Here is a 12339-nt window from a genome sequence, read left to right as displayed (position 1 = left end):
GGAAAGGAAGGTGAGGGCATGGATTCGCTGCAAAAGAAATTGCAGAGAGAGCTCCAGCAGCAGCCGAATCTGCAGATTGAAAAGTCTTCCAGATGGGGATTACCGGTAGAGACGGTCAATATTTCGTATACAACAATTAAACGTACTACTATGGATATTCTCATGAAAATGATGCTGCTGACGATAGATAAATTGCCAATTGCTGATCCCAAGATGGTTGCGGACTTTCTCGCCGTCGATTCTTTATTTGCAGAGGATTTATTGGAGAAAATGAAACGGGCAGACATGATTCGTAAACGTAAAGGTGTCTTCGAGCTTACGCAAAACGGAGCGGAACAATTGCAGTCAGGCATCTATGAACAGGCGCCTGAGCAAAAGGAAATCATTATGTATTACAGTGCCTGCCATGAAAATATTCTATGTGAAGAAAAAGAAGATCTGATCAAAACAAAAATTGAACCGTTTCGTCTGGCGAAAAAGCAGAAACATAAAATGAAAAGCCTCCATGAAGAACTATTGCGAAGTGCTCTTCTTTCAGCTGGAGTGGAAATGTCAGAGGATCCGTTGCAGATTGTACTCGACAAAATTAATCCAGCTGCCCATATTTCGAAACAGCTGATTCCATGTATTGAGTTCTCCGTTTATAATCGATCAGAAAATATGCGGTTTACAAGGGTATGGAACACGTTGCTTGATCAATGGGACGAACAATTGGAAAAGCTGATAGACCAGGAAAAAGCGTCGGCAACTTAAAAGAACCGCTCGAAAGTCGTTTTTGACAATTTTCGAGCGGTTTTTTTATTTATTGATCCCAAAACAAAAAAGTGTAACTCCAGGAAGGATCAGGGCCAGCGTTTTCGATTGCTGTCTGTCGATTTTTTCGGGTTGCTGCGAAGCTCCGCCAGTTCTTTAGCGATTTCTTCTTTCATATCCTTCGGTGCAATCTTTTGATTCTTCGGTGTTTGTGGTAATGAGCTGGAATTATTGCTGCCTTTCGTATGTTCGTCTCTTCCCAAGTTCTTACAACTCCTTTCAATAAACGTCTCACTGTAAAGTGGCTGTTAATGAAAGGTTTATGCAAAGTTTTTTAAAAAAGGTGTAAGAGAACGATAACATTTGTCTCAAGCAACTTACGGCCTAACGCTCTTCTGTAACTACAGGGAAATTGGTAATATTTATAATTAGGCAAAGTAATCCATATCATGAATCTTTGTCACTAAAATATGAAAAAGGCACTTTACTTGTTTAGTAGTTTGTGAATTGGGAATATAACTACTAAGCCTGTCGACGAGCTAATAAAACATAAAATGCATAGGAGGAAGTTATACATGGCTAAGCGAAACAACAACGACCACAACGATCAGAACAACAAAATGAGTTTGGAAGAAGCGGGCCGCAAAGGCGGAGAAGCGACTGCTAAAAATCATGACCGTGAATTCTATGAGGAAATTGGACGTAAGGGCGGCGAAGCCACTGCTGAAAATCACGACCGTGAATTCTATCAGGAAATCGGGCGTAAAGGCGGAGTAGCGACTTCCGAAAATCATGACAAAAAGTTCTATGAAGAAATTGGCCGTAAAGGCGGAGAAGCCAGAGCGGAACAAAGCAATAATAACGGCGGGAATAACAGCAACAACAGCCGCAGCAATAACAACAACAATAGCAACGGCAAAATGAGCCGTGAAGAAGCTGGGCGCAAAGGCGGAGAAGCCCGCGCTAGACAACGTAACAATGACAACAACAATGACAACAACAGCAAAAGCAAAAGCCGAAATAATAAGTAAGTTGATGAAGTTAGTGAAGAACGTTAATAAGAAGAGTATTCTTAAATCGATTGCAACGATTTGAGAATACTCTTTTTTTGTGTTTATTATATAAGTTACGGTTGCATGACTCACTTCGTGTGAGCCCGCGGCTAAAACGACTCTGGGAGGATCAGCCCGACAGGTGAGACAACTTAGGGGAGCGAACGAAAATAGTGTGCAGAAGGAACCTTGTATTGCCTTAATTTTTGCAAAGAGCGCAAAAACACGGCAAAGCGAACCCTTCGCTGTTCGCTTGGCTCACCGCGGACCCGCAAGACACGCGTCCGCCTGGAACGGAAATCAACGGTATTAAGTGTCTTATAGAAAGCAGGTTTATTAATTCAACTTATATAATTAGTATCTTGTCCTTTTTAAAATACAAGTCTTCAGCACTACTTTAACAATACATACCCATTTTTTATTTTGTTACTCATCAAACATGTGTCTAATTTCGTACTTAATGGGAATTCATATTGAAAAAAATAAAGCATAAGTATATACTACTAGTAAAGGCTAAACTATTATATCAGTAAAATAAAAATAGAGAAAAAAGGGAAGTACGAGAATGAATAATCAATTAGTTTCTAATCATTTACAAGGATTGATTGCTGGGGTCATGGAAACAGTTCAAATGGATATTCCTCTTCGCGAAGTAAGCGACGGAATTAATATGAGTTATAATTTTATAGGTAAATATATAGGTTACGATCCTAAACGTCTGGCATCAGCACATAAGGAAATGGCGGCATTTTGTTCAGCAGATATCTATGTCCAAGCGATTACTCTGCATGAACTGGGGCATGTGATGGATCAGGAAGCGTTAGAAGCTTCGCTGCCTAGAACAATAGAAATTTTTACAATGAGAAAAAGTTATTCAATGAGTGAAATTTATAAAAATGCTGAGCTGCTTGCTATGCTGATAGAAGAAGATGAAATGAATAAAGTGTTTGAAGAAACTGCATGGGAAAATGCAGCTTGTTTAAATGATCAGTTTAGGTTAATTGATCCTGCACACTTTAAGGAAATTCGGAGAAACAGCCTGGCAACTTACGAAGCGGTTTACGAAGAAGATGTAAGTTATTATAAAAAACTTACGAATCAGACAGATGGAAGTTCAATACTATAATTAACAAAACCAATTGGCCGCTAGGATCCAATTGGTTTTGTTTTATATGAAGGCATGTGATAGTGTTCCCATGCCTCTTGGATACCGCCCGCAAAATGCGCGGTTGATCGATAAATCAGGGGATGAGAAGGAAGATCATTTAATTCGGGCTGGGCATTGCCCACAATTACAGAAGGAAACGGCAATGACAACATTTGGGAGTCATTACCTGAATCCCCTGCCAGCAACACTTTGGCATGCGGAGCTGCATAACGCTTCAGTGCATACTCCACTGCTTGTCCTTTACCGCTATGCTCGGGCAAAAGGTCAACGTCCCGGTCGGAACTGAAGACAAAATAATGTGGAATGCCTTCCAGCTCCAGATTTTCTTGAAAGAGCCGGACGGTTTTAGAATTTCCGGGTTCTACCGTAAATGAAATGCGTTTTGAGTGAGGCAGTTCTTGCCGTTTTAGATCGGGAAAATTCTTTGCCATACGAAGAATTGCAGAAGGTTGCCAGTTTTCATTTATTCGATTATGCCACTCTGTATCTTCTGTCAGAGTATCAGCATCATAAATAGCTGTCCCTACATCTGTAATCCATAAATCAGGTGCCGGAAGCTGCTCTTTTTCCATTAACTCCAAGGCAGAATCCAGATGTCTGCCCGTAACATAAATGAGGGCAGGATCCAATTCTTCTTTATTGAAAAAGTTGAGCAAACCTTGAAGTGCAAGCGGATCTCCCGCTAATGTATTATCCAAATCAGTTGCCAGTAAATAATCCTTCCTTTTCATGACATGCTCCTTTATATAGATTGGCCATTTTATAAGCTAATACAGACCAATTGAACTCTTGCTGTGCATAAACTCCTGCACGCAGTCCCAATGTTTTTGTGTAGGCTGGATTATGCAGGAGAGTGACCATCGCCTCCGCCAGCTGTTCCGGGTTTTTATGTTCTACGTGCAGCCCGGTCAGCCCGTGTTTTACCACATCCTGCAACCCTCCTACTTTTGAAGCGATCACGGGGCTGCCGCAAGCCTGCGCTTCCGCTGCTACCATTCCGAATGATTCATAATACGAGGGAACAATGGTTGCTATGGAGTTTTCAAATAACACAGCCAGCTGTTTTTGACTTTGCGGTCCTATGAACTTCACTCTGTGTTCAATGCCTCTCAGTGCTGAACGCAGTTTTTTACTGTGAGGTAAATGGTTGCGCTGATCAATACAATCTTTACCTCCTCCTGCGATAATTAACTTGGAATGTGAAGATAAGCGTTCTTTCTTAGTAAGCAGCTTAAAAGCTTTCAAGAGAGTATAGATTCCTTTTGTTGTTTGAAGCCGTCCGGCAAAAGCGAAGTAAGGCCGTATTCCTGCCCGCTTTTGAGAAGGACGGAATGCCTTGTCCACCCCAATTGAGATAACTTGGATATCTGAAGGCTTGTCCACAAATTTTGAAATCAATTCTTTCTCAGTTTTGGAAGTGACAACAACATGGTCTGCAGAGCTGAGGATCATTTTTTCCGTCAGCAACCGCAATGCGTCTGAATCACCGGTTGCTTCCTTCTTTGCAATGCCCAATGAATGATTGGTATGGATCCAGGGCATCTGGTAATCTTTTTGAATGAAGGAGCCTACTAAACCGGAAAGCCAATAATGTGTATGAATTAATTCGTAGGATTCAAGGGGGATTGTGTTGACAAGTTCTTGATAAAAATCAGGCATCATGCTGAACAGCTTGCTTTTTGGAACATATTCCTGCTTTCCTGCGGCAATTCTGATCACCCGGCATGCCTGTCCGAAATGTTCGATTTGTGGAGTAGAAAGACTGTTCCAGTGAGTGGCAACATCAACAGCATAACCTTCTTTTTCGAGTGCCAATGCCAGCTGTTTAACATAATTATTCTGTCCGCCGGCCTGTTCACTGCCAAGTGGTTCCAAAGGATCGCCATGGTCAGATATAAATAGAATTTTTCTATACAAGTCTTTTTTCTCCTTTCAATATTTATGTTTATCTTAAATAGTTTTGGTATCAATGCCTTTATGTTATTCCCTATATCTCGTAAATCAAACCTAGAATGTTTCAAATTATCAAAAACAGGGAAGAGTAATGTATAAATTAAGTAGTAAATAGATTAAGAAGCAAGGGGTGATAGAATGAGGTTAAAAGATCATAACAGCTTCGTTAAATTATGGTATGCGATGAAAATATGGATGGCATATTTTTGGGTTAAACTATTCTATAGAAATGACAAAGATATTATTGTGCTGGTAGGAGGCAATCTGGGCGAAAAATATGAAGACAATGCCGCAGTCTTCCATCAATATCTGATAGATCATTACAGCAGTCAAATGAAGATCTATTGGATGTTTGATCCGCAATTTAATTACATAAATCAATTTCCGATTCCTCATGCAGTGCCGCTTGGCAGTTTTCAAAACTATGTATTATTTTTCAGAGCCCGCTACACTGTGCACGGTCACTCGATAATTTATGACCTAGCTCCTTATATGGATCGTTTTATCTTTCTCAATAAAAAGACCGTGATGCTCCATATCAGTCATGGAATTGAATGCTTTAAAAAGATATTGATTCAGAAAGAAGATGTCCCGCTGCTGAAAAGGTGTAACCTCTTTAATTGCGCTTCTGCATACGAACATAAGATTAAATCAACGGAATGGAAAATTGCAGAGGACAAGCTGATCATCACAGGAATGGCAAGATTTGACCGGCTGCCTCCTGACCAGCCGCCTGTCCAACTGAAGAGATTGCTGCTGATGTTTACGTGGAGAGAGTGGCTGTTTGATATGACCGAACAGGAATTCTTGGAAAGCAAGTATTACAGATCTACTGTCGGTCTGTTGCAAAGCGCTAAAATGCAGTCGCTCATTGCTGAACAGCAGTTGACTGTCCGTGTACTTCTTCACCCATTCATGAAAAAATATGAAACGTATTTCCGAAAAGATCTACATGTGAACGATCATGTGTCTTTTTTTAGTTTTGACGACGTGTTAATTATGGATGAGCTGCATGCAGCAGATATGCTCATCACGGATTACTCAAGTATCTCATGGGACTTCCTCTATATGAACAAACCAATCATCTTTTATACGTTCGACCAAAAGGAATTTCTTGCAAACCGGGGTTCTTATCTGGATTTGGATGCTGATTTATTCGGCTATAAAGGCAATACGGAAGAGGAAGTACTCATGCATTTGTCCCGAGCGCTTGGGGGCAATCATTATGCCAATCCATACTTCAGCAAAGCCTCCGACTATATAGATTTCTTCGATCAGCAAAACTGTGAGAGATTGGCCAGAACTCTTTTTCGAGATGAAATTGCTCATGAAACGAAAGAATATACAGAAAAATCCGCTGAGATGAATGAATTTCCCCTTGTTTCTGCGCAAGCAGTACAGTATAACTGTAATAAGTAGAAGCTAGGGGGAATGAAAAAGTCTATGGAGCATCGAAAAGAACAATGGTCATCAAAACTAGGTTTTATCATGTCGTCTGCAGGGGCGGCAATCGGTCTCGGGGCTATTTGGAAGTTCCCGTATGTAACCGGAATGAGCGGCGGCGGGGCATTCTTTTTACTGTTTGTCGTGTTCACCATATTAATCGGACTGCCGATGCTAGTTTCAGAATTTATCATAGGCAGGGGCGCCGGCAAAGAAGCAATCAGCGCATATAAAAAGCTGGCGCCGGCGAGTGCCTGGCCGTGGATCGGCAGATTAGGCGTTGTGGGCTGCTTTCTATTACTCTCTTTCTACAGTGTCGTAGGAGGATGGGTTTTCGTTTATAGCGGTCTCTCTGTCGGTGGTAAAATTATCAGTGAAGGTGCATCTTATTCAGAGCAGTTCGGTTCGATTGTCGGTTCGCCGGTGACTACATTAATCGGCCTGCTGCTATTCACAATTATCAATGTGCTGGTCGTATCTTCCGGCGTGGCAAATGGTATTGAGAAAGCAAATAAATATATGATGCCGCTGCTCTTTATCTTTTTTATTATTTTAGTCGTACGTTCGCTTTCATTGGAAGGTGCGATGGAAGGTGTTTCCTTCTTCCTCAAGCCTGACTTTTCGAGCATTACAGGAGAATCGGTGTTGTATGCGCTTGGTCAGTCATTCTTTTCATTGGCAGTCGGCTTTTCTTGTATGGTAACGTACAGTTCCTATTTGAAAAGAGACGTCAGTTTAACGTCTGCTGCAAGTTCGGTAGTAGGAATGAACTTATTCGTCTCATTATTAGCAGGATTGGCGATTTTTCCTGCGGTTTTTGCATTTGGACAGGAGCCGGCAGCAGGTCCTGAGTTATTATTCATAGTTTTGCCTGCAGTCTTTTCCCAGCTTCCTTTAGGGCAATTATTTTTGGCGCTATTCTTACTATTATTCCTGTTTGCGACGCTCACTTCTTCATTCAGCCTGTATGAGATTATTGTAGCGGCGATGACGGCAAGCGGCAAACGTTCCCGGAAAGCAGTGACATGGATCATCGGTGTGGTGGTATTTTGCGCAGCTATTCCATCTGCTCTATCCTCCAGTACATTGTCGAGCGTGCTGATTTTCGATAAAAGCATTTTCGATGCAACCGATTATCTTGTGAGTAATGTTATGCTTCCGGCAGGCTGTCTGCTGATTGCTATTTTCATTATGCATCGGATGGATCAAGTAGTCGTAAGGGAAGAATTTACTTTGATGAGCCGGCAATCAAATAGTTTTTATCCACTTTGGCACTTCTTAATGAAGCTTGTGGTACCGCTGACAATCATCGTTGTATTCCTGGATACACTTGGTTTCTTGCAGAAAATTAAAATGCTGCTTGGACTGTCATGAAAATGACGCTCCAAGCAGTTTTTTTATGGAGATTGTTTACAGGATTCATTGCACGGACTTACCCAATTGACTTCAATTAATTTTTTCTGTATAATACATACTAAACAAGTAGGAATAATGCGTTATAAGAGGTGGAGTAGCATGCATAAACTGCTTACAGTCAAATCAGGAGAATATAATTTGTCAGGCGCGCTGCATCTACCTGAATTCACAAGAGAGAAAGTTCCTCTCCTAATTTTCATTCATGGCTTCGTCGGCAGTAAAGTCGGTGAGCATCGGTTATTTGTAAAAGCTGCCCGTTATTTTACAAAACGCGGATTTGCAGTCTTTCGCTTTGATTTCAGCGGCTGCGGGGAAAGTGAGGGGGATTACGGAGGAGTGACGCTCACCAATCAGTTGAACGAAGTACAGGATGTCATCGATTATGTCAGTAGAATCCGCGGAATTAATGCTCACCGCATTACGCTGGTTGGACATAGTCTCGGAGGAGCGGTTGCTTCTTTGACAGCGGCAGCAGATCCGCGTGTGAAAGATCTGATTCTATGGTCCCCTGTCGGCTTGCCGTATGAAGATATAACAGGGATACTCGGACGGCAGGCGGTCAATGAAATTTCCAGAAACGGGAGTTATGATTATCAAGGCTTCTCCATTAGCCGCCGCTTTTTGAAAGATTTACAAAAGCACCGGCCGTTTGATACAATCGGCGTTTACAGAGGGGGAGCGCATATTATCCATGCAGAAGCGGATGAACAGATTCCGAAAGCACATGCCGCATCATACAGGGCTGTGCTGAATGAAAGAATAAATACGGAACCGGTAACTGAGCGCTATATCGAGAATGCTGATCATACGTTTTCCGACTGTTCATTAGAAAATGAGCTATTTGATAAAAGCTATGAGTGGCTTAAAAGGAAGCATATGGAACAGGCTGCTGTCCGGCTTTAGCAAAAGATGAACAGTAGAATAGTAAGCTGACAAAGAAGAATCTCCTAATTTACGTATGAGATGACTGCAGATTGGCTAGACTGTGGAAAATCTTAGAAAGAAAGAAGGAGAAGCTTGTTGAGATTGCTAATTAGTATGTTGACTGCTGTTCTGCTGGTCATAACGCCGCTGTCCGTGTTTGCTTTAGAACTGGGATTATCGCCTGATGGAGGAATCTTGGTAAAGGATATTGCAGAAGAACCGGATGAAATTCCTGCAGAAGCAGTAACCTACACGGTTCAAGAAGGAGATACCCTGTACAGAATTGCTTATAACCATGGAATTCCGCTTGATGATCTGCTTAGCTGGAATGACTTAAATTCTACCATCATCTATCCGGGTGACGAGCTGCATGTTGTGCTAAATACAAATCCTATAAAGCGAAGCCCGGTTCCACAGAAAAAGACGCCAGTACCCGTCGCTGCTGCAGAGAAGCCAGTGAAAGAACTGACAGTGACCGCCACTGCTTATACAGCTTATTGTGAAGGCTGCTCAGGCACCACATACAGCGGCCAGAATTTGCGGGCAAACCCGAATCAGAAAGTTATTGCAGTCGATCCGGGCGTGGTGCCGATTGGATCCAGAGTTTGGGTCGAAAATTATGGCGAGGCAATTGCCGGAGATATTGGCGGTGCCATTAAAGGACATAAAATAGATGTATTCATTCCTTCATATGAGCGGGCGATGGAATGGGGAGTAAAAAAAATAAAAATAAGAATACTGGATTAGAATAAGGGCTGCACCAAAATCTGTTCTTGACAACTTGTCATGTATGTATTGCGAAAATCATGCTGCAGTTTAAACCCGCTTCGGCGCTGAGGGATTGCCTTACGCAATGAGCCAGCTGGCGAAGAACACGCCAGTTGTCTCATAGCACCGGCCTACCCCGCAGTTGCGCCTTCGCTGATGTGGGGAAAGTATAACATGTTGCTTTTTTGCAGAGTGTGGATTTAGTTGGTCTGGTTCTAGTTTCTCGACTATGCAAACGGATTAATCACAAAGATCTTAGCTTGTGCAGTTTACTAAGTATTGCATGAAATACCTCACCTATCGTAATAGACTCAGATATTATGCTCATACTGCTTACTCACATAAAAGGTGTTGGAACACCAGCCAGTGTACCTTCGTTCCAGGCGGCGACTCCGGGAGGATCAGCCCGATAGGATGAGACAACTAAAGGGAGCGAAGCGAAAATAGCGGGTAGAAGAAACGCTGTATTGCCTTAATTTTTGCAAAGAGCGCAAAAATACGGCAAAGCGAACCCTTCGCTGTTCGCTTGGCTCACCGAGGGCCCTTCGGAACGCGTCCGCCTGGAACGCAGGGGAACGGTCTCCTACCCACTTACGATCCTATACAGCGCAATCACAGTCAAATCCACGAAATAGACTGTCAAGCACATGTTTTGGTGAAGAGCCTTATAAAATAAATTGATTTGTAAAGCCAGCGGAATTTCAAGTTGGATAATTGACTGCAAGTTAGCAAGTTTACCTTATTTCTCGCGGGGGAATAGTGCAGTAAAGCGAGGGATGCAGTTATGATGGGAAAAATGAAGTTTTATTTAACAGCGATGATCGTAACGATCAGTCCGTTTGTCAATGCGAATCAATTTACTTATGCTGCAGAATCAGCAGGAACCATCAGCGTGATTTCATTTGACGGAATGGGCTATGAAGATACCCAGCGATATATACATAAAGGAATGATGAAAAACCTGAAAGAGTTCTCGCATCAATCGGCCTATGCGAGCAATTTTGTTACGGTGACACCTTCACTCACTGCCCCTTCACATGCGGCGATGGCAACAGGCGCGGGACCTTCCCAAACCGGTATTGTCAGCAATCACTTTCATTCTGAAGGGGAAACGGTAAAAAATGATCAGAGCGGGTTTTCTCAGACATTAGGCGTGACTCCTATTTGGAAGGAAGCGAGAAATCAGGGAAAAGTAACGGCGACTGTCGCGTTTCCTGATTCCGATCCGGATAATGCGTCGGCGGCAACATATGCAGTTTATTCAGGCGGGACTCTGTCAGAATCTAAATTACATGATTTGAAGTTTGAAACAATTGATGACGAACGTATTGATCAATTATCTTCCGATCACATAAAGGCAGAGGAAGCAGTTGTGTCGTTAGATATTAAAGATCAGCCGATCCGGGAATTGTACGTGCTGGCGGTAAAAGAACATAATGAGAAAAAAACCACTGTTTATCTTTCAGATGACAGAAAGAAAATTGGAAAACAAGTAAATTTGGATGATTGGTCAGCTGTAGAGCTGGATATACCGTCAATGGACAGTGCCGGTTTTTATGTGAAATTTAAAGGGAAGCCCGATGAAACGGATCATTTTCAGTTGTTTCAAGGCACTATGATGGGCGGTATCTATAGAGGGCCCGAACATTTTGCTGATGATATCTCTTCAAGATTCAGCTTTTATCCTGCTCCTGATGAGACGGAAGCATTTAAAGAAGGGCAGATCACAAGACACGAATATGAAGAAGCGGGAGAACGCTTTGCAGACTGGATCACTGATGTCAGTCTGTATATAAAAGAACAATATGCACCGGATCTTTTATTTTACTATTACCCGCATGTCGATAATGAACTTCATGAATTCCTCTTGCGAGATCCTGCTCAGCCCGGTTACCAGACAGAAACCGTCGAAGAAAAAAAGTCCTATATGGATTGGGCTTTCGAACAGGCAGATGAAGTAATTGGTCGAGTTAAAAACGATTTAAATAAAGAAGATTATCTGTTACTTGTTTCCGATCATGGTTTGGAGCCGATCCATACCAGGCTGTCGCCTAATAAAGAGTTGGAAAAGGCAGGTCTTCTCGTGACCGACGCTAAAGGAAATATTGACGTTTCTAAAACAAGAGCTTATGCAGAATCGAGCGGTACAATTGCACATGTCTATGTAAATTTAGCAGGCCGTGAGAAGAAAGGGATTGTCCCGCCAGAAGAGTATGAAGAAGTGAAACAGCAAATTATGGAGGTATTTCAAGCGAGAGATTTATTTTCGAATATGACGTACAATCCGTCTGCAGGAAGTAAACCCGTTTCACAATGGCTTAAAGGCAGCACTATACTGACATACAATTATCCGGGTATTTCGTCTTTATTCGTTCACAAGACAGATGACATCCATCCATATGAAAAGGTTTTAGCGGAAGGGATGACGGAGTTCGATAGTATAAGCAATGAAAACAGCGGAGATGTCTTTCTCTCTGCTGCACCCGGCTATTTGATGGGGAAAGATGCAAAAGTTGCTATTGAACCGACACAGGAATTTGGCAGTCATGGAGGAAATCCGGAAAGAAAAGCTTTACGTCCCATGCTGTACATAGCCGGACCGGACATTAAGACTGGGAAAATGAGCAAGAGAATCAATATGATTGATATTGCACCGACTTTATATAAGTTGTTAGATATTGAGACGCCAGATTTTGTGGAAGGAAAAGTGATCTGGAATAAGTAATAATTATTCGTATAATATAGTAAACATACTATTCAAATATCTTCACAATTTTAAGAAACGTGCAGGCAGAGCTTTTCGCTGCGCGTTTCTTTTAATTTCGTCATTTTTCGCCAATATAATATTTTATCAAGAAAGCA

At 42.1% G+C, this 12339-nt stretch carries 11 protein-coding genes; 8 read left to right on the top strand and 3 right to left on the bottom strand.

What is annotated here, in order from left to right:
- The first annotated feature begins 18 nt into the window (after window positions 1–18).
- A complete protein-coding gene (locus GDZ68_RS10095; protein WP_153722173.1) occupies window positions 19–753 on the top strand; it encodes a hypothetical protein in 735 nt (244 codons plus the stop codon).
- 89 nt (window positions 754–842) lie between these two features.
- On the opposite strand, the gene GDZ68_RS18085 is transcribed toward GDZ68_RS10095, so the two are convergent.
- Window positions 843–1016 carry a hypothetical protein gene (locus GDZ68_RS18085; RefSeq protein WP_194841123.1) on the bottom strand — a complete coding sequence of 58 codons (174 nt, stop codon included), beginning with the start codon at window positions 1014–1016 and terminating at the stop codon, window positions 843–845.
- 312 nt (window positions 1017–1328) lie between these two features.
- Between GDZ68_RS18085 and GDZ68_RS10090 the strand changes: the two genes are divergently transcribed.
- Both GDZ68_RS10090 and GDZ68_RS10085 read left to right on the top strand, forming a co-directional pair.
- On the top strand, window positions 1329–1784 hold the full coding sequence (locus GDZ68_RS10090; RefSeq protein WP_153722172.1) for a KGG domain-containing protein: 456 nt from the start codon (window positions 1329–1331) through the stop codon (window positions 1782–1784).
- Between the two features lie 586 nt (window positions 1785–2370).
- Complete coding sequence (locus tag GDZ68_RS10085) at window positions 2371–2931, top strand: integrase (RefSeq protein ID WP_153722171.1); 561 nt, start codon at window positions 2371–2373, stop codon at window positions 2929–2931.
- A gap of 20 nt (window positions 2932–2951) precedes the next feature.
- Here the strand turns inward: GDZ68_RS10085 and GDZ68_RS10080 are convergent, their stop codons facing one another.
- On the bottom strand, window positions 2952–3704 hold the full coding sequence (locus GDZ68_RS10080) for an HAD-IIB family hydrolase (RefSeq protein WP_153722170.1): 753 nt from the start codon (window positions 3702–3704) through the stop codon (window positions 2952–2954).
- On the bottom strand, window positions 3673–4890 hold the full coding sequence (locus GDZ68_RS10075; RefSeq protein ID WP_153722169.1) for a glycosyltransferase: 1218 nt from the start codon (window positions 4888–4890) through the stop codon (window positions 3673–3675). The genes GDZ68_RS10080 and GDZ68_RS10075 overlap by 32 nt, the downstream gene beginning before the upstream one ends.
- A 174-nt stretch (window positions 4891–5064) precedes the next feature.
- Between GDZ68_RS10075 and GDZ68_RS10070 the strand changes: the two genes are divergently transcribed.
- From GDZ68_RS10070 to GDZ68_RS10050, 5 genes are all read left to right on the top strand, one after another.
- Window positions 5065–6345 (top strand): CDP-glycerol glycerophosphotransferase family protein, encoded by a 1281-nt coding sequence (locus GDZ68_RS10070; RefSeq protein WP_153722168.1) that lies wholly within the window; start codon window positions 5065–5067, stop codon window positions 6343–6345.
- Between the two features lie 24 nt (window positions 6346–6369).
- The gene (locus GDZ68_RS10065; RefSeq protein ID WP_153722263.1) at window positions 6370–7743 is read left to right on the top strand and encodes a sodium-dependent transporter; all 1374 of its coding nucleotides are present in this window, start codon (window positions 6370–6372) and stop codon (window positions 7741–7743) included.
- 141 nt (window positions 7744–7884) lie between these two features.
- Complete coding sequence (locus tag GDZ68_RS10060; RefSeq protein ID WP_194841122.1) at window positions 7885–8688, top strand: alpha/beta hydrolase; 804 nt, start codon at window positions 7885–7887, stop codon at window positions 8686–8688.
- Between the two features lie 117 nt (window positions 8689–8805).
- A complete protein-coding gene (locus GDZ68_RS10055; protein ID WP_228551075.1) occupies window positions 8806–9456 on the top strand; it encodes a 3D domain-containing protein in 651 nt (216 codons plus the stop codon).
- A gap of 808 nt (window positions 9457–10264) precedes the next feature.
- Window positions 10265–12202, top strand: a complete 1938-nt coding sequence (locus GDZ68_RS10050; protein ID WP_194841121.1) for an alkaline phosphatase family protein — start codon at window positions 10265–10267, stop codon at window positions 12200–12202.
- The last annotated feature ends 137 nt before the right edge of the window (window positions 12203–12339 follow it).

This window comes from Sporosarcina cascadiensis, assembly GCF_009650995.1.
Taxonomy (GTDB): domain Bacteria; phylum Bacillota; class Bacilli; order Bacillales_A; family Planococcaceae; genus Sporosarcina; species Sporosarcina cascadiensis.
Note: the sequence above shows the minus strand (reverse complement) of the source record. Positions and strands in the feature narration are given on the sequence as shown.

Excerpts from the sequence above, each read along its gene's own strand:
- GDZ68_RS10095 (WP_153722173.1), top strand. The coding sequence starts at position 19 with ATGGATTCGCTGCAAAAGAAATTGCAGAGAGAGCTCCAGCAGCAGCCG.
- GDZ68_RS10090 (WP_153722172.1), top strand. The coding sequence starts at position 1,329 with ATGGCTAAGCGAAACAACAACGACCACAACGATCAGAACAACAAAATG.
- GDZ68_RS10085 (WP_153722171.1), top strand. The coding sequence starts at position 2,371 with ATGAATAATCAATTAGTTTCTAATCATTTACAAGGATTGATTGCTGGG.
- GDZ68_RS10080 (WP_153722170.1), bottom strand. The coding sequence starts at position 3,704 with ATGAAAAGGAAGGATTATTTACTGGCAACTGATTTGGATAATACATTA.
- GDZ68_RS10070 (WP_153722168.1), top strand. The coding sequence starts at position 5,065 with ATGAGGTTAAAAGATCATAACAGCTTCGTTAAATTATGGTATGCGATG.
- GDZ68_RS10065 (WP_153722263.1), top strand. The coding sequence starts at position 6,370 with ATGGAGCATCGAAAAGAACAATGGTCATCAAAACTAGGTTTTATCATG.
- GDZ68_RS10060 (WP_194841122.1), top strand. The coding sequence starts at position 7,885 with ATGCATAAACTGCTTACAGTCAAATCAGGAGAATATAATTTGTCAGGC.
- GDZ68_RS10050 (WP_194841121.1), top strand. The coding sequence starts at position 10,265 with ATGGGAAAAATGAAGTTTTATTTAACAGCGATGATCGTAACGATCAGT.